The 26,190-nt window shown below is 57.2% G+C and carries 23 protein-coding genes; 7 read left to right on the plus strand and 16 right to left on the minus strand.

The window, feature by feature from the left end; translation table 11 throughout:
• Positions 1–133: 133 nt before the first annotated feature.
• From trpS to pilM, 12 genes are all read right to left on the minus strand, one after another.
• Positions 134–1,138, minus strand: coding sequence for a tryptophan--tRNA ligase (gene trpS / locus AAH446_RS11490; RefSeq protein WP_342906827.1), 1,005 nt, complete (start codon positions 1,136–1,138; stop codon positions 134–136).
• A 17-nt stretch (positions 1,139–1,155) separates the two neighbouring features.
• On the minus strand, positions 1,156–1,833 hold the full coding sequence (locus AAH446_RS11495) for a phosphoglycolate phosphatase (protein WP_342906828.1): 678 nt from the start codon (positions 1,831–1,833) through the stop codon (positions 1,156–1,158).
• On the minus strand, positions 1,817–2,503 hold the full coding sequence (gene rpe / locus AAH446_RS11500) for a ribulose-phosphate 3-epimerase (RefSeq protein WP_342906829.1): 687 nt from the start codon (positions 2,501–2,503) through the stop codon (positions 1,817–1,819). The genes AAH446_RS11495 and rpe overlap by 17 nt, the downstream gene beginning before the upstream one ends.
• Before the next feature lie 52 nt (positions 2,504–2,555).
• On the minus strand, positions 2,556–3,374 hold the full coding sequence (dam, locus tag AAH446_RS11505; protein ID WP_342906830.1) for an adenine-specific DNA-methyltransferase: 819 nt from the start codon (positions 3,372–3,374) through the stop codon (positions 2,556–2,558).
• 126 nt (positions 3,375–3,500) lie between these two features.
• Positions 3,501–4,484, minus strand: a complete 984-nt coding sequence (locus tag AAH446_RS11510; protein WP_342906831.1) for an SPOR domain-containing protein — start codon at positions 4,482–4,484, stop codon at positions 3,501–3,503.
• 92 nt (positions 4,485–4,576) lie between these two features.
• Positions 4,577–5,671, minus strand: a complete 1,095-nt coding sequence (gene aroB, locus AAH446_RS11515) for a 3-dehydroquinate synthase (protein ID WP_342906832.1) — start codon at positions 5,669–5,671, stop codon at positions 4,577–4,579.
• A 49-nt stretch (positions 5,672–5,720) separates the two neighbouring features.
• Positions 5,721–6,242, minus strand: a complete 522-nt coding sequence (gene aroK, locus AAH446_RS11520) for a shikimate kinase AroK (protein WP_024966530.1) — start codon at positions 6,240–6,242, stop codon at positions 5,721–5,723.
• A gap of 388 nt (positions 6,243–6,630) precedes the next feature.
• Positions 6,631–7,878: a DNA uptake porin HofQ gene (gene hofQ / locus AAH446_RS11525; RefSeq protein WP_342906833.1), complete on the minus strand. Its 1,248-nt coding sequence runs from the start codon at positions 7,876–7,878 to the stop codon at positions 6,631–6,633.
• Entirely contained in the window at positions 7,793–8,245 is a 453-nt protein-coding gene (locus AAH446_RS11530; RefSeq protein ID WP_342906834.1) for a HofP DNA utilization family protein, read from the minus strand. Before AAH446_RS11530 ends, hofQ begins: the two co-directional genes overlap by 86 nt.
• A complete protein-coding gene (locus AAH446_RS11535) occupies positions 8,235–8,657 on the minus strand; it encodes a HofO family protein (protein WP_342906835.1) in 423 nt (140 codons plus the stop codon). Before AAH446_RS11535 ends, AAH446_RS11530 begins: the two co-directional genes overlap by 11 nt.
• A 73-nt stretch (positions 8,658–8,730) precedes the next feature.
• Positions 8,731–9,276 (minus strand): PilN domain-containing protein, encoded by a 546-nt coding sequence (locus tag AAH446_RS11540; protein WP_342906836.1) that lies wholly within the window; start codon positions 9,274–9,276, stop codon positions 8,731–8,733.
• A complete protein-coding gene (gene pilM / locus AAH446_RS11545; RefSeq protein WP_342906837.1) occupies positions 9,276–10,103 on the minus strand; it encodes a pilus assembly protein PilM in 828 nt (275 codons plus the stop codon). The genes AAH446_RS11540 and pilM overlap by 1 nt, the downstream gene beginning before the upstream one ends.
• Before the next feature lie 119 nt (positions 10,104–10,222).
• On the opposite strand from pilM, the gene mrcA reads away from it, so the two are divergent.
• Positions 10,223–12,772, plus strand: a complete 2,550-nt coding sequence (gene mrcA, locus AAH446_RS11550; protein WP_342906838.1) for a peptidoglycan glycosyltransferase/peptidoglycan DD-transpeptidase MrcA — start codon at positions 10,223–10,225, stop codon at positions 12,770–12,772.
• A gap of 86 nt (positions 12,773–12,858) precedes the next feature.
• On the opposite strand, the gene nudE is transcribed toward mrcA, so the two are convergent.
• Positions 12,859–13,425, minus strand: a complete 567-nt coding sequence (gene nudE / locus AAH446_RS11555; protein WP_342906839.1) for an ADP compounds hydrolase NudE — start codon at positions 13,423–13,425, stop codon at positions 12,859–12,861.
• A 409-nt stretch (positions 13,426–13,834) separates the two neighbouring features.
• On the opposite strand from nudE, the gene AAH446_RS11560 reads away from it, so the two are divergent.
• The 4 genes from AAH446_RS11560 to pckA all read left to right on the plus strand — a co-directional run bounded on the left by AAH446_RS11560 (position 13,835) and on the right by pckA (position 19,244).
• On the plus strand, positions 13,835–15,973 hold the full coding sequence (locus AAH446_RS11560; RefSeq protein WP_342906840.1) for an intracellular growth attenuator family protein: 2,139 nt from the start codon (positions 13,835–13,837) through the stop codon (positions 15,971–15,973).
• A 152-nt stretch (positions 15,974–16,125) separates the two neighbouring features.
• Positions 16,126–16,527: a ribosome-associated heat shock protein Hsp15 gene (hslR, locus tag AAH446_RS11565; RefSeq protein WP_342906841.1), complete on the plus strand. Its 402-nt coding sequence runs from the start codon at positions 16,126–16,128 to the stop codon at positions 16,525–16,527.
• A 22-nt stretch (positions 16,528–16,549) separates the two neighbouring features.
• Positions 16,550–17,431, plus strand: a complete 882-nt coding sequence (hslO, locus tag AAH446_RS11570; protein ID WP_342906842.1) for an Hsp33 family molecular chaperone HslO — start codon at positions 16,550–16,552, stop codon at positions 17,429–17,431.
• 199 nt (positions 17,432–17,630) lie between these two features.
• Positions 17,631–19,244, plus strand: a complete 1,614-nt coding sequence (pckA, locus tag AAH446_RS11575) for a phosphoenolpyruvate carboxykinase (ATP) (protein ID WP_342906843.1) — start codon at positions 17,631–17,633, stop codon at positions 19,242–19,244.
• Positions 19,245–19,277: 33 nt separating this feature from the next.
• Here the strand turns inward: pckA and envZ are convergent, their stop codons facing one another.
• The 3 genes from envZ to AAH446_RS11590 all read right to left on the minus strand — a co-directional run bounded on the left by envZ (position 19,278) and on the right by AAH446_RS11590 (position 22,917).
• On the minus strand, positions 19,278–20,627 hold the full coding sequence (gene envZ / locus AAH446_RS11580; protein ID WP_342906844.1) for a two-component system sensor histidine kinase EnvZ: 1,350 nt from the start codon (positions 20,625–20,627) through the stop codon (positions 19,278–19,280).
• Positions 20,624–21,343, minus strand: coding sequence for an osmolarity response regulator transcription factor OmpR (gene ompR, locus AAH446_RS11585; protein ID WP_001157751.1), 720 nt, complete (start codon positions 21,341–21,343; stop codon positions 20,624–20,626). Before ompR ends, envZ begins: the two co-directional genes overlap by 4 nt.
• A gap of 284 nt (positions 21,344–21,627) precedes the next feature.
• Positions 21,628–22,917 (minus strand): glycoside hydrolase family 28 protein, encoded by a 1,290-nt coding sequence (locus AAH446_RS11590; RefSeq protein WP_342906845.1) that lies wholly within the window; start codon positions 22,915–22,917, stop codon positions 21,628–21,630.
• 252 nt (positions 22,918–23,169) lie between these two features.
• Here AAH446_RS11590 and greB point away from each other — a divergent pair, with 252 nt between their 5' ends.
• Complete coding sequence (greB, locus tag AAH446_RS11595) at positions 23,170–23,649, plus strand: transcription elongation factor GreB (RefSeq protein WP_342906846.1); 480 nt, start codon at positions 23,170–23,172, stop codon at positions 23,647–23,649.
• Between the two features lie 95 nt (positions 23,650–23,744).
• On the plus strand, positions 23,745–26,078 hold the full coding sequence (locus AAH446_RS11600) for a Tex family protein (protein ID WP_342906847.1): 2,334 nt from the start codon (positions 23,745–23,747) through the stop codon (positions 26,076–26,078).
• The last annotated feature ends 112 nt before the right edge of the window (positions 26,079–26,190 follow it).

The raw sequence follows: 26,190 nt of genomic DNA on the forward strand, positions 1-26,190 counted from the left end.
TGACAGCCCGTCACTTCCCGGGACGGTGTTAACCCTTCCGGCCTGGCGAATCAACGCATAAAAAAAGAGAGCCGGAGCTCTCTTATCATTTGCAAACCCTTCTGTCCCAACCCCTCAGGGCAGAAACGTCGCCTCAGGGCTGCGCGACGAAGCCGACGGCGTCATAGACTTTCTTCAGCGTTTCCTGAGCCTGCGCCCGCGCTTTAGCCGCGCCTTCACGCATCACCTGCTCAAGGAAGGCTTCATCGTTGCGGTAGCGATGATAACGTTCCTGAAGCTCGTTCAGCATGCCGGAAACGGCTTCCGCCACGGCGCCTTTCAGGTGGCCATACATCTGGCCTTCAAACTGCAGCTCCAGCTCCGGGATAGTTTTGCCGGTCACGCCGCTGAGAATATCCAGCAGGTTAGAAACGCCCGCTTTGTTTTTCACGTCGTAGCGTACAACAGGCGGCTCATCACCGTCGGTCATGGCGCGTTTAATCTTTTTCACCACCGCTTTCGGATCTTCCAGCAGGCCGATAACGTTGTTGCGGTTATCGTCAGACTTGGACATCTTTTTGGTTGGCTCCAGCAGCGACATCACGCGCGCGCCCGATTTCGGAATAAAAGGTTCCGGCACTTTGAACACGTCGCCATACAGCGCATTGAAGCGCGCTGCGACGTCGCGGCTGAGTTCCAGATGCTGCTTCTGGTCTTCACCTACCGGCACCTGCGTGGTCTGATACAGCAGAATATCCGCCGCCATCAGCACCGGGTAGTCAAACAGTCCGGCGTTGATGTTCTCTTCGTAGCGCGCCGATTTGTCCTTAAACTGCGTCATGCGGCTCAGCTCACCAAAATAGGTGTAGCAGTTCAGGATCCAGCTCAGCTGCGTGTGCTCCGGCACATGGGACTGAACGAAAATGGTGCTCTTCTTCGGGTCAATACCGCAGGCGAGGTAGAGCGCCAGCGTATCCAGCGTAGCCTTACGCAGCGCGGAGGGATCCTGGCGCACGGTAATGGCATGCAGATCCACGATGCAGTAGATGCAGTTGAAATCATCCTGCATGTTGACCCACTGACGCAGCGCACCCATATAGTTACCGATGGTCAGTTCGCCGGAAGGCTGTGCGCCGCTAAATACGATGGGTTTACTCATGTTTTTCGTCCTGATAATTACAGCCCTAAAGCGGGCAACAAATCGTTAAAGTTGTCGAGCACGACGGTCGGATTGCTGGAGGCAATCGGCTCTCCGTAGTTGTAGCCGAACGACATGCCCACACAGGGACAGCCCGCCGCCTGAGCCGCCAGAATATCATTGCGGGAATCGCCCACAAAAACCAGCTCTGAAGGCAGTACGCCAAACTTACCCATCACCAGAAACAGCGGCGCCGGATGCGGCTTCTTCGCAATTACGTCGTCACCGCCGATAATCAGCGAGAAAAACCCTGCGATACCCATCGACTCCAGTAAAGGCGCCACGAAGGGCGTTGGCTTATTGGTGACGATCGCCATTGGCAGGCCGGTGGCGGCCAGCGCGGCCAGCCCTTCTTTCACCTGCGGGAATAGCTTACTGCCGCTTTTTATCGTGGTCGCGTAGTGGGTATCCAGCAGAACGCGGGCATCGGCAAGCATGGCGCTGTCAGGCTGCTGGCCTGACGCCCAGATGAGCGCACGCTCAATAAGGATATCCGCGCCGTTACCGATCCAGGTGGAGACTCTCTCCACGCCGGCAGTGGGCAAGCCCAGCGCTGTGAGTGTTGCATCAACCGCGCTGGTCAGGCCGGGCGCGCTGTCAATCAGCGTGCCGTCGAGATCAAACGCCAGCGCGCGGACGTTAGTGAAATGCGCCATGTCGTGATTTCTCCAGTTCATTACGCATCGCGTCGATGACTTTTTTATAATCAGGCTGGCCAAAAATCGCCGAGCCGGCAACGAACATATCCGCGCCGGCGTCGGCGATTTCGCCAATATTTTCGGCCTTGACGCCGCCATCCACTTCCAGCCGGATGTCATAACCGCTTTGATCGATCATCTTGCGCGCCTGGCGCAGCTTATCCAGCGTGCCCGGAATAAAGGACTGTCCGCCAAAGCCAGGGTTAACTGACATCAGCAGAATAACGTCCACTTTGTCCATCACGTAATCAAGGTAGCTGAGCGAGGTCGCCGGGTTAAAGACCAGCCCGGCCTTACAGCCGTGCTCTTTAATCAGCTGCAGCGAACGGTCGACATGCTCCGATGCTTCGGGATGGAAGGTAATGTAGCTGGCACCGGCTTTAGCGAAGTCGGGGATCAGGCGATCGACCGGCTTCACCATCAGATGCACGTCAATCGGCGCGGTGATGCCGTAATCGCGCAGCGCTTTCAGGACCATTGGCCCCATGGTCAGATTGGGGACATAGTGATTGTCCATTACGTCGAAGTGCACAACATCACCGCCGGCGGCCAGCGCTTTGGCCGTATCCTCGCCCAGGCGGGCAAAATCGGCTGACAGAATTGATGGGGCAAGTAAGAACTGTTTCATCCATTTCTCCCAATTCGCGCGCCTGACGTGAGGCACGTAACGCAGTTAAGGATTAGCGGCTGGCAAACAGCGCCAGCAGCTCATTGACCTGATTCCGGCCGGTTCCGTTGCGGCTGATGGACCGGCGGGCTTTAATCTGGTGCAGCTCTGCCGCCTGATACCAGAGCCTGGTCAGCGGCGTATCGTGGTTAGAGATCAGCACCGGAATGCGGCTCTCCTGCGACAGCTTAACGGCCAGCTCTGCCAGGTGCTGCTGCTGCAACAGGCTGAAGCTGTTAGTGTGGTACGCGGTGAAGTTAGAGGTTGCCGACAGCGGCGCATAAGGCGGATCGCAGTAGACTACCGCATCCTGCGGCGCCCGGTTCAGCGTAACATCGTACGATTCACAGACAAAGGTCGCATTCTGCGACCGCTCAGAAAACCAGTGCAGTTCGTCTTCCGGGAAATAGGGCTTGCGGTAACGTCCGAACGGCACGTTGAATTCACCGCTCAGATTATAACGACACAGGCCGTTATAGCAGTGGCGGTTCAGGTATAAAAACAGTACGCCACGGCGATAGGGATCTGCACAACGATTAAATTCCAGACGGCGGGCGTAATAGAACTCCGCCTCATTGCTCTCGCTGGTAAAGAGTTCGCGGGCGTCGGCCGTAAACTCTCCGACCCGGGTTTTCACGACGTTGTAGAGATTGATCAGGTCGCTGTTGATATCGGCCAGGATATAGCGCGAATAGTGGGTATTTAAGAATACGGAACCCGCGCCAACAAATGGCTCGACCAGGCAGTCCCCGTCGGGGAGATGACGTTGAATATCATCAAGAAGCGGGAATTTTCCTCCCGCCCATTTCAAAAAAGCGCGATTTTTTTTCATGCCGTCGTTTTATTACATTTACTCTTCTGGCTGCGGTCACACCGACAGCATATCTGCGCTTTGAAATGCCAGCCCTGCTACCGCGCTGGCATACTGCAATGTCAGGCCGGCTTGCACCGGCCTGGATTAATTGGCTGACTCTTTTTTCACCTGGCTGACCGGCTTCACCCAGGGTTTCTGCGCGCGCACTTCCGCGGGCAGTGAGGCGACCGCACGCTTCGCCTCTGCTGGCGTGGCGTAAGAGCCGCTGACTAACACATACCAGGGTGCACCGTTGCGGGTGGTTTTATAAACGTGATAGCCGTTCAGGTTCTGTTTTTTCGCCCAGGCGTTCAGCGTGTCGGAGCGCGAAGCGCTACTCAGCTGGAGCGTATAGTTGCCGCCGGGAGCGGCTCCGCTTTTCGCCGCTGACGCAGCGTTTTTACCTGCTGACGCACTCGCATGAGTCCGGGATTCTTTCGGTGCTGGTTTACTTTCCGCACGTTTCTGAGACTCGGCGGGTTTCTTCGCCGGTGACTGATTCGGCTGGGCCGCTGCTGTCGGGTTACCCGTAGCATGAGATGACTGCGCGCCGGGCGCGACGGTCGCCGGGGCCGTTGGCAGCGAGGTACCGTTGCCCTGTGAACCCTGCGCGGCAGAATCTAACTGGCCCTGCTGATTCGTCAGCGCACTGCTGAGATCGCCCGGCAGTTCCACGCGCTGCTGACTGGCAGGCGTCTGTACCGGCTGCGCCTCGGTCGGCGTGGAAGAGACAGGCGGCACGCTGATCTCCTGCGGGTTACCGTTATCCGCGCTGGCATCCGGTGTCTGTTCACCTGACGAGGTACTCATGGATGAGGAGCTTGAGAGATCGATCGCTTTGTCGCTGCCGGAGGTTGCTGGCGCTGAAGAAGGCTGCTGCCCCGCCTGCTTATTGCCGTCGCCCGGCGAGGAGTTGAGCGCCGAGCCAATCCCAATCGCCAGCAGCAGTAAAACCAGAATGCCGATCCCCATCATCATATGCTGACGGGACACCGGCGTTTTAGGTGCGGAAGATCCTTTGCGCGACCGCTGCGGGCGGCGGTCACTGGTGTCAGGTTTTAACTCGTCTTCCGGTTTAAACTCGTCCATTCAACCTCCTCCAGTAGTGCAGCGCCGCCGCTCAAGAGGTTATGAACAGCGGTTACATCAAAAGTTTGACGGGCATATGCCCGATGATTTCGTCAGGCTGCGGGAGCCTGGCAGTCGTTAATGGCTGCCAGAACGTGGGTATGCGACACGCCGCTGCGCACTTCGGCCTTACCTAAAGCCAGCGGAAGCACGAGGCGCAGTTCACCCGCCAGCACTTTTTTATCACGCAGCATATGCGGAAGATAGTCTTCTGCCTGCATGCTTTCCGGCCCATCAACCGGCAGGCCGGCACGCTGAAGCAGCGCGATGATTCTGTCTGTCTCTTCAGAAGAGAACTGCCCGAGGCGCTCCGCCGTCCGGGCGGCCATCACCATCCCGGCAGCCACGGCTTCGCCATGGAGCCAGTTGCCGTAGCCCATATGGGCTTCAATAGCGTGACCGTAGGTGTGCCCCAGGTTCAGCAGCGCACGCTGCCCCATTTCACGCTCATCGGCAGCCACCACTTCCGCTTTCAGTTCGCAGCAGCGACGGATGCAGTAGGCCATAGCTTCGCCATCCAGCGCCATCAGCGCCTCCAGGTTTGCTTCCAGCCAGCTAAAAAACGCACCGTCGAGGATAATGCCGTATTTGATCACCTCTGCCATACCCGACGCCAGCTCGCGCGGCGGCAGCGTATTGAGACAGTTGAGATCGATGACCACCGAGGCCGGCTGATAAAATGCGCCGATCATGTTCTTGCCCAGCGGATGATTAACGGCTGTCTTACCGCCAACGGAGGAATCTACCTGGGAGAGTAGCGTCGTGGGAACCTGAATAAAACGTACGCCACGCTGGTAGCTTGCCGCGGCAAAGCCGGTCAGATCGCCAATTACCCCGCCGCCAAGGGCAATCAGGGTAGTGTCACGACCATGGGGCTTTTCCAGCAGGGCTGTGAAGACCTGATCCATAACCGACAGCGTTTTGAACTGTTCGCCATCCGGCAGGATAACCTGATCAGTCAGTACGCCAGCGCTTTCAAGCCGCTGGCGTACTGAAGAAAGATAGAGCGGGGCCAGCGTCTGGTTAGTCACCAGCATGGCCCGATCGCCCGCCTTAAGCGGCCAAAAGGAGTCCGGATCGTTGAACAATCCGGCAGCGATGGTGATGGGGTAACTGCGTTCCCCCAAAGTGACGGTAATCTTCTCCATGACGCTGTTTCACCTTTTTACTGAAGCCTACAGGCGGTCAGAGCCAGGATCAGCTCTTTTCCAACATGTTGATAATCTGATTCGCGACCACTTTAGCACTCTGGTCGTCGGTACGAATCGTCACGTCGGCAATCTCTTCGTAAAGTGGATTACGCTCATCGGCCAGCGCTTCAAGCACCTCACGCGGGGGTGAGTCTACCTGGAGCAAAGGGCGTTTTTTGTCACGCTGCGTGCGCGCCAGCTGTTTTTCGATGGTGGTTTCCAGATACACCACTACGCCGCGAGCCGAAAGACGATTACGCGTTTCACGTGATTTAACTGAGCCGCCACCGGTCGCCAGCACGATGCCCTGCTTCTCGGTGAGTTCGTTGATAATTTTTTCTTCGCGATCGCGGAAGCCTTCTTCGCCTTCGACGTCGAACACCCAACCCACATCCGCTCCGGTACGTCGCTCAATTTCTTGATCGGAATCGTAAAATTCCATATTGAGTTGCTGAGCTAACTGACGCCCAATAGTGCTTTTGCCGGCACCCATAGGCCCAACCAGAAAGATATTGCGTTTCTCTGCCATTTTTTCGGTATTACTAAGACAATTCGTTAATGATACCCCGTCCAACCGGACAGGACATGAACTGAAACCTCATGAGCGATAGTGCGAGAGTCAGAGGAAAATTATCTCAACACTGAAGGTGTTTTGGCAACCGATTAAATTGACCTTGCCCATTGCGCGCAAAAAGGCCGCGTTTCAGTCCGCTTCATTTATCAGCCCGATGTCACTGCATCGGCTACGCCGGTTGCGCACGATAAAAAACGGGTTATATGCATCTTCTAAAGCCAAACCGAGGCCCATAAATCAAAATCGCTAAACCTTGTAAGCTAATTCCGCTCTTGCGTCAAACGCATATGATAGCAATCAGGGAAAAAAGCGCCCGGTTCCTCAGTTTGGACGAAAAAAAACATTACTCGTCACGAATCAGCCTTGGTGTGATGAAGATCACTAATTCCCGGCGTTTTTGCTCCCGAATGTCATAGCGGAAAAGCGCGCCGAGCAGCGGGATATCGCCGATGACGGGCACCTTTTTTTGCCCACTGGCGCTGTGCTGCTGGAAAATGCCGCCCAGCGCCAGCGTTTCACCATCTCTGAGCGTGACCTGAGTCTGAATTTCCTGTTTATCTATCGCCAGGTACTCCCCTTCTCCGCTGCGCATGGTCCTGCCAGGCACATTCTGGCTGATGTGTAATTTCAGCAAAATCCGATCGTTGGCCTGGACCACTGGCGTAACGTCCATGCCCAGCACCGCCTCCTTAAATTCAACCGACGTGCTGCCGCTGGTGCCGGATGAGACTTCGTACGGGATTTCCGTTCCCTGCTTGATGCTCGCAGCCTGCCGGTGCGAGGTAAAGAGGTGCGGGCTGGCTATGATCTCCAGCTTGTTCTCCTGTTCCAGCGCGCTCAGTTCCAGATCCAGCAGCTTGCCGTTCAGCCTGCCGAGGGTAAACCCTGCGGCGATCGCCGGATCGGTGACGCCCAGATCAACCCGCAGCTGGCTGGCTCTTAACGCGCGCGTGACCTGTTCCTCTCCCTGCATTCCCCAGCGCACGCCCAGCTCCCGCAGACTTTCCTCACTTATCGTGACGATATGGGCGGACAGCTCAACCTGCTCAAGCGGCACGTCAAGCGCGCTGACCCAGCGCTGCGTCTCAGCAAGGGCCGCTGGCGTATCCCTCAGCAGCAGGCTGTTGGTGCGTTCGTCCACGGTGACGCTGCCGCGTGGCGTCATCAGCCTGCTCCGTTCGGCCTGAAGGCTGGCGTTCACCGCTTTCGCATCGGCAAACCGCAGCGTCAGCGCAAGCGTTTCCAGCGGCTGTGCGTTTTTCGCCTCCTCTTTTTGCGCCGCCCGCTGGCGTTTTTGCTCCTGCTGCCAGCTTTGCGGATAGACCATCAGAATATTGCCTTCCGTTTCCACCGTGAGCCGGTTCATTTTCGCCACCAGCTTTAGCGCCTGGCGCCAGGGGACCTTTTCCAGCCTGAGCGATACGGTGCCTTCCACGCCGGGTGCCAGCATAAGGTTCAGCTTCTGATAGGCGGCTAACGCCTGCAAAACCTGGCCGACAGGGGCTTCATCGAACGTCAGCGACAGCGGCGCCGTGGTGGCGTAAAGCGGTCTGAGACCGAGCAGCATCAGCAGACAGATCGTCCTGATCATAACGATTTCCTTGTAATGTGATTTTCCTGAGGAGCCCGCACCCTTGCAGCGCTTCAACGGTAATACTCCGGGCTTCAACCTTAAGCAGTCGCCAGTGAGCATCCAGCAATGCCGCCGGTCGGCGCGGCTGCCACTTACCGTTGGCATCCACCAGCCAGGCGAGGTAATCGGCGTCCCGTCCGATAATTCCCCGTAGCCGCCATGTTTGTGGCGGCTCTTCGCCCGGCGTGCATATTGGTGATGACGGTGGCCTGAACGGATCCCGTCCGGTAGCGGGGCCGCTGGCTGCCGCGGTGCTGGCGATGCTGATGCTGATGATCACGGTGACGATCGTCGTCAGTGCTGTCCGGTGAAATTCAGATCTCATCAGCCACTTCCAGCGTCATTTGCAGACGAAGCTGCTCCCCCTCTCGCCGGAGGCTGAAGTGCCGGAGCGCAATACCGGCATGCCGCTCGCTTAAATAAAGAAGAACGTTTTTGGCCTGCGTCCAGCTGAGCAGCAGCGTGAGGCTGCCGCCATGGCCATCCGGCTGCCAGAGCAGGAGCTCTCCGCCAGCTTGTTCAAGCAGCCCCAGCAGAGAGAAGGCGTGCCTCTGCGCTTCGCGCGCTGCCGCCTCCAGCCCGGCAATGTCCGCCGCAATAACGCTAAGAGCACCATACTGGCGCGTCTGCGGCAAAATGCTGCGGTAGTGACGCATCGCCTCGCTCTTTTTGCTGGCGATAACAGCAGCTTCTGCGCTGGCGGGACGCGCCCAAAGCAGCCACACGATAAAAGTCATCAGGCCCCCACACAGAAGGCAGTACGCGAATCTCTGCCAGCGCGCCAGGGCAAGCCAGCCGCTCAGGAACCGGTTATTCATCCGCGCCTTCCCCGGTTCGTACTGCGCCAGCCAGACTGAAGCGGATCCCATGCTGTTTGTCCAGGCTGACTTTTTCCGTTCTCACCTCCCGGAAAAGATGAGCTGACTGCAGGCGCTGACGAAAGTCATGCATCTCGCGTATTCCCCTGCTGAAGCCCTTCAGGCTGAGGCCCGCCGCGTTTTGGCTTATCTCGCTTAACCAGAGTGTTTCAGGCATCTGCTCCGCCAGATCGCGGGCAAACAGATACCACTCCAGCATTTTCTGCTGCTGCGCCTGTCGGGTGGCCATTGACTGCTGAAGCTGTTGTTTTTGCTGAGTGAGCGCTACTGCGCGCGCTTTCAGGGTGCTGAGCTGCTGAGTGGCTCCCTGCCAGCCTGCCACGATATGCTGATTTTGCGCATTTACGGCTCGCTGTCCTGACGCCTGGAGAAAGACGCTGGCGGGCAGCAGGGCTAAAAGAGCCGGCAGGAGTAAGGCCCGCGTGCGCTGCGCCAGCCGCTGGCGACGTCGCCAGGGAAGAAAATTGACCCAGACCATCAGGCATCTTCCGGTCTGAGGGCCAGCCCGGCGGCCAGCGTAAAGGCACCGGCGTACAGGGGAAGCGGCGGCTGCTTCTGTGCCAGTGCCTCCAGCGGATTGAGCGCCAGCGTGCCCGGAGGAAGGTTATCTTCTCCGATGGCGCTATAGTAAATCGTGGTGATTTCCGGCAGATGCTGCGCCCGGAGCGTGGCGAAATCGGGCACCTCCTGCCGCGAACGCCATCCCCATTTTTGCCCCACCAGATCCCCTGCGTACCACAGCCAGTGATCTTCCAGCCGGTGAACCAGCGCCGTTGCAGGCTGGGGACGCAGCGCTTGTGATATCGCGCAAAGCCCGGCAGGCGTCAGCTCCATGACCTGAGGCGTTAACCGCGCCCCGGCGAGGCAGTCAAGCCAGCTTTGCAGGGCGTCGCGCCGGGTGGCCGTCACGCAAAGCTGCCCGCGATTTTCCTGCGGCTGACGGTAATCCATCACCAGCCGCTCCAGCTCAATTGGGAAAAATCGCCTCGCCGCGGCGGCGATATAGCTGCTACGCTCTGGCTCGCCTAATTGCCTGCCCGGCAGGTCAAGATGCCGCTGTAATACCAGCTGCGGCGGAAACCCCACGCGAAGCGAGATCCGGTAAGGCAGGCGTTTTCGCCACTGCCGGAGTACGGTAATGACCGCGTCGGGGCGTTGCAGCAGCCCGTTTGTTAACGTATCTTGCGGCAGCACTTGTTGCCACCAGTGGCGAAGTTGCCAGCCGTTTCGACGGCGCTGGATGCCGAGGGCGCAAAGTTGCCCGTTCTGAATATCCAGCCCGACTTGCCATGTCCGAAATGCCATTTAGCGCGGTCTCCCTGTCGTCAGCGGTTAAAAGGACGTATCCAAGCTCATGGCTAGCCTTTATACTACCGCGCGATTGTTTATAAACTGCCCAATCGACTCAAAATGGAAAATATCAGGTGAAGTTCGTAAAGTATTTTTTGATCCTTGCAGTGTGTTGCATTTTGCTTGGAGCAGGCTCGATTTATGGTCTCTACAAATATATAGAGCCGCAGCTGCCCGACGTCGCCACGCTGAAAGATGTTCGTCTTCAGACGCCGATGCAGGTTTACAGCGCCGACAATGAGCTGATCGCTCAGTACGGTGAGAAACGCCGCATCCCGCTACAGCTGCAGGAAATTCCTCCTGTGATGATTAAAGCGTTTATTGCGACTGAAGACAGCCGCTTCTATGAACACCACGGCGTCGACCCTATTGGTATTTTCCGCGCGGCAAGCGTCGCGTTGCTCTCCGGCCATGCGTCTCAGGGCGCCAGTACCATTACCCAGCAGCTGGCCCGTAACTTCTTCCTCAGTCCGGAACGGACGCTGATGCGTAAAATCAAGGAAGCCTTCCTTGCTATCCGTATTGAGCAGATGATGAGCAAGGATGAGATCCTTGAACTCTATCTGAATAAAATCTATCTCGGCTACCGCGCCTACGGCGTGGGGGCAGCGGCACAGGTTTACTTTGGTAAGGATGTCGATCGGCTCTCGCTGAGTGAAATGGCGATGATCGCGGGCCTGCCTAAAGCCCCCTCGACCTTTAATCCGCTCTACTCAAACGAGCGTGCGACGCAGCGTCGTAACGTCGTTCTGGCCCGAATGCTTGATCAGCATTACATCAGCCAGTTCCAGTATGAAGAGGCCCGTAACACGCCGATTGAGGCCAATTATCACGCGCCACAAATCGCCTTTTCCGCGCCTTATCTGACCGAGCTGGTGCGTCAGGAAATGATCAAACGCTATGGGGAAAATGCCTATAACGACGGATTTAAGGTGACGACCACCATTACCCGTAAGCTTCAGCTGGCCGCACAGAAATCGGTGCAGGATAACGTGATGGCCTATGATATGCGTCACGGCTATCGTGGCCCCTCTAAAGTGATGTGGAAAGTGGGGGAAGCCGCCTGGGACCGTACGGCGATATTGAAAGCCCTTAAGGCGCTGCCCGTCTACGGGCCGCTGATCCCGGCGGTCGTTACCGGTGCCGACCGCGATGAAGCTACAGCGCTGTTACGCGACGGTACTACCGTTACCCTGGGCCTGCCCGGCGTACGCTGGGCGCGTCCTTATAAATCTGACACCTTGCAGGGCCGCACGCCCCGTTCAGTGACGGAAGTGGTTCAGTCTGGTCAGCAGATCTGGGTGCGGAAAGTGGATAATGACTGGTGGCTGGGTCAGGTTCCGGACGTTAACTCTTCGCTGGTTTCACTCGATCCGCAAAATGGTGCCGTCAGGGCGCTGGTGGGCGGTTTCGATTTTAATTTGAGTAAATTCAACCGCGCCACCCAGGCACTGCGTCAGGTGGGTTCAAATATCAAACCCTTCCTCTACACCGCGGCGATGGATCGGGGTCTGACGCTGGCCTCAATCCTGAACGACGTGCCGATTTCCCGCTGGGATGCTGGCGCCGGGTCGGACTGGCGTCCCAAGAACTCACCGGCGACCTATGATGGCCCGATCCGTTTACGTCAGGGACTGGGTCAGTCTAAAAACGTGGTGATGGTGCGCGCGATGCGCGCGATGGGCGTCGATTATGCCGCTGAATACCTTCAGCGCTTCGGCTTCCCGGCGCAGAATATCGTCCATACCGAGTCGCTGGCGCTGGGTTCCGCTTCGTTTACGCCGTTGCAAATGGCGCGGGGTTACGCCGTGATGGCAAACGGCGGCTTCCTGGTAAATCCTTACTTCATCAGCAAAATTGAAGATGAGCAGGGCAAGACGCTATTCGAAGAGAAACCGAAAATTGCCTGTCCCGAGTGTAATCTTCCGGTGGTCTACGGCGAGACCAAAAAGGCCGTTGCGCTGAGCGAAGACAGCGTTGAAAACGTTGCCGTTTCTCAGGAAGGTCGCAACGCAGCCGTGCCGCAGCCTAAGCTTGAGCAGGTCCCTCAGCCCGGCCAGCAGTCTGGCGAACAGCAGTATGCGCCGCACGTTATCAATACGCCGCTCTCGTTCCTGATTAAAAGCGCGCTGAATTCCAATATCTTTGGTGAGCCGGGCTGGATGGGCACCGGCTGGCGGGCGGCCCGCGATCTGAAGCGTAACGATATCGGCGGTAAAACCGGCACAACCAACAGTTCGAAAGACGCCTGGTTCTCCGGCTATGGTCCGGGCGTGGTCACCACTGTCTGGATTGGCTTTGACGATCACCGGCGCAACCTGGGGCGCAGCACCGCCTCCGGCGCGATCAAAGATCAAATCTCAGGCTACGAGGGTGGTGCAAAAAGCGCCCAGCCCGCCTGGAATGACTATATGAAGGCCGCGCTTGACGGCGTTCCGGTTCAGCCGCTGACGCCGCCAGAGGGCGTGGTGACGGTCAATATCGACCGCCGCACTGGCAAACTGGCTAACGGCGGCAACAGCCGTCAGGAATACTTTATCGAGGGTACCCAGCCGACCGAATATTCCGTTAACGACGTGGGAACGACGCTGATGGATAACGGCCAGAGCCACGAACTCTTCTGATCGACAGCAGCAAAAAGGACGCGCCGGCCAGACCGGGCGTCCCTGAAGAGAAACAGCAGGAGCGGGCTACGAAGCCCGCTCTTTTTTTAATAGCTCACTCTGCCCTGCTTCACCAGCCATTCGCGGACCAGAAACAAAGCACTCACGTTGCGGGCTTCGCGGAAATCGGGTTCCTGAAGCAGCCCCAGCAAATTGTCCAGCGGCCAGCGTATCTGCGGCAGCGGTTCTGGCTCATCCCCTTCCAGCTTTTCTTCGTAAAGGTTTTCAGCCACCACAATATTCATTTTGCTGGAAAAATAGGAAGGTGCCATCGTCAGCTTACCAAGCGTTTCCAGATTGCCGGCGCCGAATCCCGCCTCTTCTTTCAGTTCGCGATTAGCGGCTTCAAAAGGGGTTTCGCCGGGATCGATCAACCCTTTCGGAAACCCCAGCTCATAGCACTCCAGACCGACGGCATACTCCTGAATCAGGATAAGATGATTGTCGATAATGGGCACAATCATCACCGCTTCGCGGTCAGAGGGGCGCATCCGCTCATAAACGCGGCGGGCACCATTGCTGAATGCCAGGTCCACCGCCTCGACGGTAAAGAGCCGCGAGCGGGCCACGGTTTCCACGTTCAGGATTTCGGGTTTCTGTAACTTTCTGGTCATAGCGGCCCCAGGGAAAAGCCAAAAGTTGAGCATCTTAGCCCGTAAGTGACGGTACAAACACCGTGATGCTTTCCATTGTGCGGCAGCGAAGAAAGGTTGCCAATCCTCTCGCGTATAATTTTATGCGCTGATAATCCCCCACCCGTTCAAGCTGGGAAGATATCTAAATAAAGTCAACCAGACCATTTAAAAATAGGATAATGCCGATACTGAGACGCCGGTTCACTTGGTAAGCTTTGAACAGGGATTTATAATTTATTATTCTAATTTTATGATTTTGCGCGCTATTTTTGTATACACAGCTAATTGCCAGCGCCGTCTAAACCCGCCACAATGTCCGTAATCTTATGAAGTTGGCAGGTAATCACCAAAATAACGACGGGAGTATCGTGGCAGGAATGAGGGAAGCATGAGCACAATAGTCATCATATTGGCTGTAATGCTGGCCTGCTCGATCGGGGCGGGTTGTTTCTTTTGGTACGCTATGCGGCATCGGCCGCCGTTGGCGAAACCACTGCCATTCATCAGTCCTCCGTTTCGTAAGCTGAGCAATGAAGAGCGCAAGGCTGCCGAGCGCTATGTCGCCTCGCTGGACAAATACCGTAAAAACGTCCTGCAGGACGAGACGGGCGCTGCCGCCGATCGGCTGACGCTTATCTCCCAGAGCAGCAATGTCTATCCGGTGACCCGCTCTATTACCCGCTACGGCCTCTCCACGGATGAACCGCATAAATGGCGCTACTACCTTGACGCCGTTGAGGTGCATCTGCCTCCGCTGTGGGAGCAGTACATTGCCGATGAAAATTTTGTCGAGCTGATAAAAACCCAGACGATCCCGCTGGTTATCTCGCTGAACGGTCATTCGCTCGTCAACTATGTGTATGAAGAGCCCGCTCTTGCGCCCGTCGTCAGGCCAATGGCGCAAAATGCCTCCATCCGCAAAGAAGAGAGCGAAAACGTTGAACTGCTGAGCGTCAGGAAAGAGACGCCGGAAGAGTTCTCGCTCAGCCGCCCGGACGGCACGCGCGAAGCAACGGCAATTGGCGTAGCGCTGCTGCTGCTGTTTATCAGCCTGCTGGCACCGCTGCTATTGATGCCCTGGCTAATTCTGGCTGCGGTCACCATCATTGGCGTCAGCGGCTGGTTTCTCTATCGCCGCCCAGGTGAAAAAGATCTGCGGGAAGTTCACTGCCTCAGAGGCGCGCCCAAGCGCTGGGGGCTGTTTGGCGAATCCAACCAGGGACAGGTCAGCAACATTTCGCTGGGCATTATCGATCTGATTTATCCGCCCCACTGGCAGCCCTACGTCGCCCATGACCTGGGACAGCCGACCGAAGTCGATATCTATCTTAACCGTCAGGTTGTTCGTCAGGGCCGCTACCTGTCGTTGCAGGATGAAGTGCGTAATTTTCCCGTTCAGCACTGGCGTAAAAATGTCGTGCTGGCCGCCTGCTCGCTGCTGGTGCTGGTGCTGCTGCTCGTCTGGATCCCGCTTGGCATGCCGCTTAAGCTCAGTATGGCCTGGCTACAGGGTACCGAAAGTGTTCAGGTAACCTCGGTGAAAGACTTAGAGCAGATCTCGCTGCATGTGGGCGACAGTTTGCGGGTGAGCGGGACGGGCATGTGCTCGATTCCTGCCAATTATCAGGGCAACCGCACCTACGCTTTTATGCCGTTTGACTGTTCTGCCGTTTACTGGAATAACGCGGCGCCGCTGCCAATCCCCCAGTCGGATATTATCGACAGGGCGATGGCCCTGTTAACCACCACCCGCCAGCAGCTGCATCCTCAGAACAGTACCGATCCCAAGCTTAATCCGCAGCTGGCCACGGCGATACAGAAGTCCGGCATGATCCTGCTGGACGATTTTTCCGATATCGTCCTCAGGACGCAGGAGCTCTGTAACCAGGAGCAGGATTGTGTCCGGCTGAAAAACGCGCTGGTTAACCTGGGCAACGCCAAAGACTGGGAAACGCTGATTCGACGTGCGGATTCAGGCGCGCTTAACGGCATGAATGTCCTGCTGCGTCCCGTCAGTGCTGAAGCGCTGGAGAATCTGGTTAATACCGCCACCTCAACATTTTTCTACCGTGAAACGCGCCGTGCGGCGGAATCGCTGAACAGCCCGCCGCCGGGCGGTTTCCTGATCCTCAGCGATGAAGGTCGTCAGTTAGTTAACCATGTCGCGCCGGGCGTCTCGCTGTTTGACTATAATGCGCCGGACCAGTGGCCGGAACTGCAGCGCCTTGCCGGAATGCTTCTGCATACGTCTTTTACGGCCAGCGGGATCGTCACGAATATCACGACTGACGCCAACGGCACCCGCCACATCGCCCTGCACAGTGAGCCAAATGTTGTTATGCTCTGGCGCTACCTTGCGACCAGCCTGCTGCTGGTCATTGTCGCTCTGGGCTTCGTGGTGAACAGCGTTCTGGCGCTGCGCCGCATCCACCGCAACCGTCAGCGTACCGCCGCCATTCTCAGTTACTATGACAAGTGTTTCAGCCCTACGCTGAACAACAGTCAGAGCATCCGCCCTCTGTTCTGAGCCCGTCGCTTTTATGCTATTTTTAAGGCTGACCGGGCTTAAAAGCCGCCTCCCACAGCGCCTCGCGTTTTGCTGCCCTCCCCCGGCACAAAAGCGCCCTTGATTTCTGGCGTGCAACCCATACATAAGGGGATTCCCGGAAAGGAGCAGCGATGAAAGAGAAACCTGCAGACGCGGTCCGGCTGGATAAGTGGCTCTGGGCCGCTCGCTTCTATAAAACCCGTGCGGCAGCGCGTGAAATGATCGAAGGCGGCAAGGTTCACTACAACGGCCAGCGCAGCAAACCCAGCAAAATCGTCGAAGTGGATGCTGAACTGACGTTACGTCAGGGTAACGACGAGCGTACGGTGGTTGTTCAGGCGATCAGCGGCCAGCGCCGGCCCGCCGTGGAGGCGCAGCAGCTCTATGCCGAAACGGCTCAAAGCATTGAGAAACGGGAAAAAATAGCGGCAGCGCGAAAAATAAACGCGCTCAGTATGCCGCATCCCGATCGTCGCCCTGATAAAAAAGAGCGACGAGACCTAATGAAATTTAAAAATTCCGGCGACGCGTAAAGCGTCCCTACGAGAGAGAATTATGGCTCATCAAGACCAAATGCACCGTTACCTGTTCGAAAACTATGCCGTACGTGGCGAACTGGTTTCCGTCTCTGCCACCTGGCGCGACATCCTCGACGGCCATGATTATCCTGCGCCGGTCCGGAAGGTGCTGGGTGAGCTGCTGGTTGCCACCAGCCTGCTGACCGCCACGCTGAAATTCGACGGTGATATTACCGTTCAGCTTCAGGGTGATGGCCCGCTGAATCTGGCGGTCATCAACGGCAACAACCGTCAGGAAATGCGCGGCGTGGCGCGAACGCAGGGCGACATCGCCGACGACAGCAGCCTGAAAGAGATGGTGGGCAACGGCTACCTGGTGATCACCATTTCACCGACTGAAGGTGAACGTTATCAGGGCGTGGTCGGGCTGGAAGGCGAGACGCTGGCCGAATGCCTGGAGGACTATTTCATGCGTTCAGAGCAGCTGCCAACGCGCCTGTTTATCCGTACCGGCGAAGTCAGCGGTCAGCAAGGTGCCGGCGGTATTCTGCTTCAGGTACTGCCTGCCCAGGATGCGAATCCGGATGATTTTGAGCATCTGGCGACCCTGACGGAAACGATAAAAACCGAAGAGCTGCTGGAACTGCCGGCCAATGAGGTGCTCTGGCGTCTCTATAACCAGGAAGAGGTGACCCTGTTTGATCCGCAGGATGTCTGCTTCAAGTGCACCTGCTCTCACGAGCGCTGCGGTGAAGTTTTACGCACGCTGCCTGCCGAAGAAGTCGATCAGATCCTCGCTGAAGATGGCAAAATCGATATGCACTGCGACTACTGCGGTAGCCACTATATCTATGATGCCGTGGATATTGCGGCGATCCGTAAGGCATCCACCGCCAGCGGTAGCGACCAGCTTCACTGATTTTCACGCGTCATCCGTCCCTGATGGGCGGATGGCGCGCCACCTCTCATTTCTGCCCGCTTCTCCTTCCCCTCTCGTTAACCCAATGTAAACTGCCTTCGATCGTTTCGGTTACAGGATAATCCGCGTTCCGTCACGGTTAAAGGAAACAGATCCCCTACAATCTGGTGCATTACAGAGTCGATTAAGGAGCAGTATCATGCGTGACCTGACACCGCTGGACCTCGTCGCTTATGGCATTATGGATACGGTCGAAATTGTCCATAATCCCGATTACGATACCCTTTTCAGAGAAGAAACCCTGCCAGGCCTGAGCGGCTATGAACGCGGTATTGTTACCGCTTCAGGCGCCGTCGCCGTCGATACGGGTATCTTTACCGGGCGATCGCCGAAGGATAAATATATCGTCCGCGACGAAACCACGCGGGATACGCTTTGGTGGAACGATCAGGGTAAGGGGAAGAATGATAATCAGCCCCTTTCTCAGGAAATCTGGCAGGACCTCAAATCGCTGGTCACCCGGCAGCTCTCCGCCAAACGCCTGTTCGTGGTTGACGCATGGTGCGGTGCAAATCCGGATACGCGTCTGGCGGTGCGCTTTATAACGGAAGTGGCCTGGCAGGCGCACTTCGTCAAAAATATGTTTATCCAGCCTGATGAGGCCGCGCTGGGCGACTTTGTGCCTGATTTTGTGGTGATGAACGCCGCCAAATGCACCAACCCTGACTGGCAGCAGCAGGGGTTACACTCCGAAAATTTCATTGCGTTTAATCTGACCGAACGCATGCAGCTGATTGGCGGAACCTGGTACGGCGGCGAAATGAAAAAAGGGCTGTTTGCGGTCATGAACTACCTGCTGCCGCTGAAGGGCATCGCCGCCATGCACTGCTCGGCAAACGTCGGCGAGCAGGGCGATGTGGCCATCTTCTTTGGCCTTTCCGGCACCGGCAAAACCACGCTCTCCACCGATCCCCGCCGTAAGCTCATCGGGGATGATGAGCACGGCTGGGACGATGACGGCGTATTTAACTTTGAAGGCGGCTGCTACGCCAAAACCATCAAGCTTTCCCCCCAGGCGGAACCGGAAATCTTTCAGGCCATACGCCGCAACGCGCTGCTTGAGAACGTCGTGGTACGCGCCGATGGCCCCGTCGATTATGACGACGGCAGCAAAACGGAAAATACCCGCGTCTCCTATCCGATCGATCATATTGAAAATATCGTCCGGCCAGTATCGAAAGCCGGACACGCCAAAAAAGTCATTTTTCTGACCGCAGACGCTTTTGGGGTGCTGCCGCCGGTATCGCGCCTGACGCCTGAGCAGACTCAGTATCACTTTCTCTCCGGCTTTACCGCCAAGCTGGCCGGAACGGAGCGCGGCGTGACCGAGCCCACGCCGACCTTCTCCGCCTGCTTTGGCGCCGCCTTCCTGACGCTGCATCCTACTCAGTATGCGGATGTGCTGGTGAAGCGCATGGCCGCAGCAGGCGCAGAGGCTTATCTGGTGAATACCGGCTGGAACGGCAGCGGCAAACGTATCTCCATCAAGGATACGCGCGCCATCATCAATGCGATCCTGAACGGCGATATCACTCAGGCGGAAACGGCCACCCTGCCCATTTTCAACCTGGCAATGCCGCTCTCGCTGCCGGGCGTGGATGCTCACATCCTCGATCCGCGTAACACCTACACGGAGGAAGCGGAATGGGAGAGCAAAGCACGGGATCTGGCGCAGCGATTTATTAATAACTTCGATAAATATACGGATACGCCAGCGGGCGCAGCCCTGGTGCAGGCCGGACCCGCGCTATAAAACAAGGGCCGTTTGCAAAAACGGCCCTTTTCCTCAGCTTGTCACTGCCGGCAGCGCAATCCCCGGCGGCAGCGGCAGCCAGGCGCGAATACGCAACCCTCCCCGCTCGCTTTCGCCAATTTCCAGCGTTCCCTGATGCGCGTCGATAATACGCTGCACGATAGCAAGTCCCAGACCTGTTCCGCTGGTACTGCGGGCGCTGTCGCCGCGCACAAAGGGCTGGAAAAGATGCTGAAGCTGGTCGGGCTTGATGCCCGGTCCGTCATCTTCCACCTGGAACCAGGCGCGCTGTAGCTCGCTGCCGCTGCTGACTTTTATCCAGCCGTTGCCATAGCGGGCGGCGTTAACCACAAGATTGGCCGCCGCGCGTTTGATCGAGAGCGGATTGATCTCCACCATCAGCTCTTCCTGCATGACATCGCTTTCAATTTGACGCTCGTAGCCGCTTTCAGCCGCCACGACTTCACCCAGTACGCCGTTAAGATCGGCGCGCTCCGTCTGCATCTCCTGGCCGGTGCGCAGATAGTCGATAAACTGCTCGATAATCGCGTTGCACTCTTCAATGTCTTTATTGATCGATTCCGCCAGATAACCATCTTCCTGCGCCATCATTTCGGTCGCAAGACGGATGCGGGTCAGCGGCGTACGCAGATCGTGGCTGACGCCCGCCATCAACAGCGTGCGGTCATCGGCCAGCTGCTTCACCCCGGACGCCATCTGATTAAAGGCCCGCGTCACTGAGCGCACCTCGGAGGCACCATATTCACGCAGCGGCGGCGGGATAATGCCTTTACCCACCTGGAGCGCCGCGTGTTCCAGCTCCACCAGCGGCCGGTTCTGCATGCGGATAAACAGCCAGGCTCCCCCGATCGCCAGCAGCATAATCGCCAGCGTATAGCGGAACAGCGGGGAAAAATCGCCCTGGTGGATCTCGGTCAGCGGCACCCTTACCCAGATATCGGGCGACAGCCAGGTCTTCAGCCAGACAACCGGCGAGTTTTTATTCACCTCAACGCGTACGTCCGTCGGGCCGCCGAGCTGCTGCGCCATCTGCTGGCTGAGGAATTCATAATGTTGCGCCCAGCGCAGTCCGCTCTCTTCCGCCGCCGCGTTGGTATACAGCGAAATGCCCAGCTCACGATAGATTTCACGGCGGAAGGCGGGCGGCACTTCAAGCTGGGTGCCATCCTCCAGCAGCAGCCGGTCCGTCATCAGCATACGCACTTCATAGGCCAGCACTTTATTGAACTGTTGCAGGCTGGGCAGAATCGCGAAATTCAGCACCACCAGATAGGTCGTCACCAGGCTGACAAACAGCAGGGTAACGATCAGCAGCAGCGTGCGGGCAAAGGAGCTGCGGGGAGAGAAGCGGAATCGCTTCATGCCTTACTGCCGTCCGGCACGAACACGTAGCCCAGGCCCCAGACGGTCTGGATATAGCGAGGGTGGGCGGGATCTTCTTCCACCATGCGGCGCAGGCGGGAGATCTGTACGTCGATGGAGCGTTCCATGGCGCTGTATTCGCGTCCGCGCGCCAGATTCATCAGCTTATCGCGTGACAGCGGCTCGCGCGGATGGCTGACCAGCGCCTTAAGCACCGCGAACTCTCCGCTGGTGAGCGGCATAGGTTCATCTTCGCGGAACATTTCGCGGGTGCCCAGGTTCAGTTTGAATTTACCGAAAGCGATAACCGCTTCTTCCTGAGACGGCGCACCCGGCAGTTCATTCGCCTGACGACGCAGCACGGCGCGGATACGGGCCAGCAGCTCACGCGGGTTAAACGGTTTTGGAATATAGTCATCCGCACCGATTTCCAGCCCGACGATGCGGTCCACTTCTTCGCCTTTCGCCGTCACCATAATAATCGGCATCGGATTGCTCTGGCTGCGCAGGCGGCGGCAGATTGAGAGGCCATCCTCGCCGGGCAGCATTAAATCCAGCACCATCAGGTGGAAAGATTCGCGCGTCAGCAGGCGATCCATCTGTTCGGCGTTGGCCACGCTGCGAACCTGAAAGCCCTGTTCGGTCAGATAGCGCTCAAGCAGCGCACGTAAGCGCATGTCATCATCGACGACCAGGATTTTGTAATTTTCTTGCATTTCGATACTCCCAAAGGCGCCATTGCCTGCACCATTATTCTTAAAAAAGATGCCTGAATGTAACAGTCAATAATGGTTTATATTGTAGCCGAAATTGTTACAAAGCATATTAAACAGCAGCTTATCCTTATATTTCATTCTGTTTAGGCGACTGCTTTGGGATCTTTTAGCACGATTGCGGATGCCTGAAGGCGCTGAACGGCGCGTAAAAAAGCCTCAATTGCCGTCGGCGGGCTTTCCGCGCCGGAAAAAGGCGACGTTTCCCGGCGACAGGCAGTTAACGGCTAGCGTTCATAGATATCATTTTCATCCCTGGTAACAGCCGGGCTACTCACCTTCACATCGTTAAACTGCAAACGATCAACGCCCGCAATTTTCCCGAACTCTCTGGCCTGAAGAGACAGGCCATCAAACACCATGTTTCTGACTGGATTCTCTTCGCAGCCCTCAATGAAAAAGGCGCGGGAAAAAACCTCTTCCGTCAGCGTGGCGGTAATATGGTGGAGGAAAATATCCGTGACGTCAGTGAGTCCCGCTTCACCTTCCACCCCTTGCATAATCGCCTGCCAGTGCGGCGGGATATCCTCAGGATTAGTGTTCGTGGCATAGCTGTATTGCGGAAACCAGTTGAGCTGCATCAGGAAAGGAAAGCGCACATTTGTCATCGTCAGATGGCGGACCACAATATTTTTTATCCAGCCTCCCCGGTTGCGGGCAGATTTAATGCGAAAGCCCACGCCCGTGCCGGAAAACCGGTTGTGTTCAATGGTCACGTTCTCAATGCCGCCGGAGGTTTCACTTCCCAGCGTGATCCCGGAGCCTTTATGCAGCTCACAGTGGCGGATAACAATATCCCTGGCCGTTTTTGCCTGCTGCTGAGCCTGCAAACCCCGCCCGGACTTCACGCAGATATTGTCGTCGTTACAGGATACAGAGCAATGCGCGACCGTGACCTGCTGGCAGGAGTCGATATCAATACCGTCCGTACTTGGTCCGGCAGAGTTACTGACCACAACGCCCGTCAGCTGAATTCCAGAGGAATAACAGAGATGAATATTCCAGAACCCGGACTCCCGGCTGGTGAAATCGCGCAAGGTAATATGTTCGCTCTGATAAACCACCAGATTGCGCGGACGCTGGCAATCATAATCGACCACCCAGCGCAGGCCGCGCGCGCTGTAATCCGCCAGCATCCCCCCCTGTTCATCTTCTCCCCAGAAGCGCTGCCACCAGCCGCTGCCCTGCCCGTCAATGATGCCAGGACCCGCAACAATTACCCGCTGACAGCCGTTGATATTAATGATGCCGGCGGGCCATGTCATCTCAATGCCCGCCACGCGGGTCCAGACGGGCTTATAGTCAGCAAGCTGCTGGCTGCCCAGTAAAACCGCGCCTTCAGCCAGCCAGAGCGTGATATCGCTTTTCAGAAACAGTGAGCCGGTCAGGAACCGTCCCTCAGGGATCATCACCGTGTCGCCAGGCAATGCGCGATCGATAGCCTGCTGTAGCGCAGCGGTAGACAGCGTTGCGGCTGTGGGATCGGCTCCCAGTTCCAGTACGTTCAGATGCGTCATCTTCAGAATCTCCCTCTCTGCCGGACGGCAATGTCTGTGACAGCCACTCTACGCCATGGCCGCGTATTCCCCTTTCCGTCAGCGCCAGACACGGAAAAAACGTGGCAATAGTTTGAAGATTTTCCTGACCTGCCCCTCATTGTGAAAAAGAGATGGCGGGCCGCAGGCAGGGGAGCGCCCACTGATGATGAATAACAAAGCCAGAGTGATTACAATAACGGCCATTGTCTGACTGGAGATGGCTGTTGCCGGATGAAAACCAAACTGATTACCCGCGAAGGGTACGACAAACTGAAAGCCGAGCTGGACTTTCTCTGGCGCACAGAACGTCCGGAAGTGACCAAAAAAGTGACCTGGGCGGCCAGCCTCGGCGACCGGAGTGAAAACGCCGACTATCAGTACAATAAGAAACGCCTGCGGGAGATCGACCGCCGCGTACGCTACCTGACCAAATGCCTCGAACAGCTGCGCATCGTCGATTACTCCCCGCAGCAGGATGGCAAAGTCTTTTTTGGCGCCTGGGTGGAAGTGGAAAATGATGACGGCGAGCTGAAGCGCTTTCGCATCGTCGGCTATGACGAAATTTTTGGCCGCAAAGACTACATCTCGATTGATTCGCCGATGGCGCGAGCCCTGTTAAAAAAGGAAGCTGGCGACGTTGCCACCGTACTGACGCCCGCAGGCGAAGCCACCTGGTATGTCGTTAATATTGACTATATTAACCCATCCTGAACGCGCGGTTATTGCGCATCTGACCGGCCTGCCGCTGGCAATTCAGACCTGCAAACCGTATAACTGACCGCTGTCTTATAGCCATAAAGTAACCCATGATGAAAGATTCGCTGAGCCACATAATTGCAAGTGAGCTTCACGCCAGGGCAGAACAGGTTGATGCCGCTGTTCGCCTGCTGGATGAAGGGAATACCGTGCCATTTATCGCACGCTATCGTAAGGAAGTGACTGGCGGGCTGGATGATACCCAGCTGCGCCAGCTGGAAACCCGCCTCGTCTATCTGCGTGAGCTGGCCGATCGCCGCCAGGCTATTCTGAAATCGATCGACGACCAGGGCAAGCTGACCGACGAGCTGGCCAGCGCCATCAGCACCACCCAGAGTAAAACCGAGCTGGAAGATCTCTACCTTCCTTATAAGCTGAAGCGCCGCACGCGTGGCATGATCGCTATTGAGGCCGGGCTTGAACCGCTGGCGGATACGCTGTGGCAGGATCCGTCGCAGGAGCCTGAGCAGCTGGCCGCCCGCTTCGTCGATGCCGGTAAAGGCGTCGCGGATACCAAAGCCGCGCTTGATGGCGCCCGCTATATTCTGATGGAGCGCTTCGCTGAAGACGCCTCCCTGCTGGCGAAAGTGCGTAATTATCTCTGGAAGAACGCCCACCTGACGTCACGCGTTGTGGAAGGGAAAGAAGAAGAAGGCGCCAAGTTCCGCGACTATTTCGATCATCATGAGCCGCTGGCCACCGTTCCCTCACACCGTGCGCTCGCAATGTTCCGCGGCCGTAACGAAGGCGTATTGCAGCTGGCGCTTAACGCCGACCCGCAGTTCGACGAGCCGCCCCGTGAGAGCCAGGGCGAGCAGATCATTACGGAACACCTTAACCTGCGCCTGAACAACGCACCAGCCGATAGCTGGCGCAAAGCGGTCGTTAGCTGGACGTGGCGTATCAAGGTTCTGCTGCATCTGGAAACCGAACTGATGGGCACGGTGCGCGAGCGCGCTGAAGATGAAGCGATCAACGTGTTTGCCCGCAACCTGCACGATTTGCTGATGGCGGCTCCGGCAGGTATGCGCGCCACTATGGGACTCGATCCGGGATTGCGTACCGGCGTGAAGGTCGCGGTCGTGGATGCTACCGGCAAGGTAGTGGCTACCGACACGATTTATCCGCATACCGGCCAGGCGGCGAAAGCGGCGGCGGCCGTAGCGGCACTCTGTACCCGCCATAATGTGGAGCTGGTTGCCATTGGTAACGGCACGGCCTCCCGCGAGACCGAACGCTTTTTCCTCGACGTGCAGAAGCAGTTCCCACAGGTCAACGCGCAAAAAGTGATCGTCAGCGAAGCTGGCGCTTCCGTCTACTCCGCCTCCGAGCTGGCCGCGCTGGAGTTCCCAGACCTGGATGTCTCCATTCGCGGGGCCGTTTCTATCGCCCGCCGCCTGCAGGATCCGCTCTCCGAGCTGGTCAAAATCGACCCGAAATCGATCGGCGTTGGTCAGTACCAGCACGACGTCAGCCAGAGCCAGCTGGCGAAGAAGCTGGATGCGGTGGTGGAAGACTGCGTGAACGGCGTGGGGGTGGATCTGAATACGGCCTCCGTCCCGCTGCTGACCCGCGTGGCGGGCCTGACCAAAATGATGGCGCAGAATATCGTCAGCTGGCGCGATGAGAATGGCCGCTTTCAGAATCGTCAGCAGCTGCTGAAGGTGAGCCGCCTGGGGCCAAAAGCCTTTGAGCAGTGCGCAGGCTTCCTGCGTATTAACCAGGGCGATAATCCGCTGGACGCCTCTACGGTACACCCGGAGGCCTATCCGCTTGTTCAGCGTATTCTGGCCGCCACCGGCGAAGCGCTGAACGCGCTGATGGGGAATCCTGCCGGACTGCGTGCGCTGAGGGCGGTTGACTTTACCGATGAGCGTTTCGGGCTGCCAACCGTCACCGATATCATTAAAGAGCTGGAAAAACCTGGCCGCGATCCTCGCCCTGAATTCAAAACCGCCCAGTTTGCAGAGGGCATCGATACCCTGAGCGATCTGCTACCGGGAATGGTACTGGAAGGTTCGGTAACTAACGTCACTAACTTCGGCGCTTTCGTGGATATTGGCGTACATCAGGATGGCCTTGTGCACATCTCTTCGCTTGCCGATAAGTTCGTTGACGACCCTCATAAGGTGGTGAAAGCGGGCGACATCGTCAAAGTGAAAGTGATGGAAGTTGACCTGCAACGCAAGCGCATTGCGCTGACCATGCGTCTTGATGAGCAGCCGGGCGAAACCCAGTCACGCCGCAGCGGCGGCAAAAATGAGCGGGAAAGCGGACGTCCGGCTCAGGGCAAGACGCGCGCCCGTCCGGCGGCCCAGTCTGCCGTCAGCAATAACAGCGCGATGGGCGATGCCCTTGCGGCGGCCTTCGGTAAAAAGCGTTAATTCTCTGTGGGGCGCGCCATCCGGTGCGCCCCGTTTTGCCCGGATTAAAGATTGTCCTGCATCAATGTTCACGAGAATCATTCTCATTATAATTTCCACCGTTAATTATCAC

Origin of the sequence: Erwinia psychrophila, assembly GCF_039023475.1 — a bacterium.
In the GTDB taxonomy this organism is placed as follows: domain Bacteria; phylum Pseudomonadota; class Gammaproteobacteria; order Enterobacterales; family Enterobacteriaceae; genus Erwinia.

Coding starts and splice junctions, on each gene's coding strand:
- trpS (WP_342906827.1), bottom strand. CDS start 1,138: ATGAGTAAACCCATCGTATTTAGCGGCGCACAGCCTTCCGGCGAACTG.
- AAH446_RS11495 (WP_342906828.1), bottom strand. CDS start 1,833: ATGGCGCATTTCACTAACGTCCGCGCGCTGGCGTTTGATCTCGACGGC.
- rpe (WP_342906829.1), bottom strand. CDS start 2,503: ATGAAACAGTTCTTACTTGCCCCATCAATTCTGTCAGCCGATTTTGCC.
- dam (WP_342906830.1), bottom strand. CDS start 3,374: ATGAAAAAAAATCGCGCTTTTTTGAAATGGGCGGGAGGAAAATTCCCG.
- AAH446_RS11510 (WP_342906831.1), bottom strand. CDS start 4,484: ATGGACGAGTTTAAACCGGAAGACGAGTTAAAACCTGACACCAGTGAC.
- aroB (WP_342906832.1), bottom strand. CDS start 5,671: ATGGAGAAGATTACCGTCACTTTGGGGGAACGCAGTTACCCCATCACC.
- aroK (WP_024966530.1), bottom strand. CDS start 6,242: ATGGCAGAGAAACGCAATATCTTTCTGGTTGGGCCTATGGGTGCCGGC.
- hofQ (WP_342906833.1), bottom strand. CDS start 7,878: ATGATCAGGACGATCTGTCTGCTGATGCTGCTCGGTCTCAGACCGCTT.
- AAH446_RS11530 (WP_342906834.1), bottom strand. CDS start 8,245: ATGAGATCTGAATTTCACCGGACAGCACTGACGACGATCGTCACCGTG.
- AAH446_RS11535 (WP_342906835.1), bottom strand. CDS start 8,657: ATGACTTTTATCGTGTGGCTGCTTTGGGCGCGTCCCGCCAGCGCAGAA.
- AAH446_RS11540 (WP_342906836.1), bottom strand. CDS start 9,276: ATGGTCTGGGTCAATTTTCTTCCCTGGCGACGTCGCCAGCGGCTGGCG.
- pilM (WP_342906837.1), bottom strand. CDS start 10,103: ATGGCATTTCGGACATGGCAAGTCGGGCTGGATATTCAGAACGGGCAA.
- nudE (WP_342906839.1), bottom strand. CDS start 13,425: ATGACCAGAAAGTTACAGAAACCCGAAATCCTGAACGTGGAAACCGTG.
- AAH446_RS11560 (WP_342906840.1), top strand. CDS start 13,835: ATGAGCACAATAGTCATCATATTGGCTGTAATGCTGGCCTGCTCGATC.
- hslR (WP_342906841.1), top strand. CDS start 16,126: ATGAAAGAGAAACCTGCAGACGCGGTCCGGCTGGATAAGTGGCTCTGG.
- hslO (WP_342906842.1), top strand. CDS start 16,550: ATGGCTCATCAAGACCAAATGCACCGTTACCTGTTCGAAAACTATGCC.
- pckA (WP_342906843.1), top strand. CDS start 17,631: ATGCGTGACCTGACACCGCTGGACCTCGTCGCTTATGGCATTATGGAT.
- envZ (WP_342906844.1), bottom strand. CDS start 20,627: ATGAAGCGATTCCGCTTCTCTCCCCGCAGCTCCTTTGCCCGCACGCTG.
- ompR (WP_001157751.1), bottom strand. CDS start 21,343: ATGCAAGAAAATTACAAAATCCTGGTCGTCGATGATGACATGCGCTTA.
- AAH446_RS11590 (WP_342906845.1), bottom strand. CDS start 22,917: ATGACGCATCTGAACGTACTGGAACTGGGAGCCGATCCCACAGCCGCA.
- greB (WP_342906846.1), top strand. CDS start 23,170: ATGAAAACCAAACTGATTACCCGCGAAGGGTACGACAAACTGAAAGCC.
- AAH446_RS11600 (WP_342906847.1), top strand. CDS start 23,745: ATGATGAAAGATTCGCTGAGCCACATAATTGCAAGTGAGCTTCACGCC.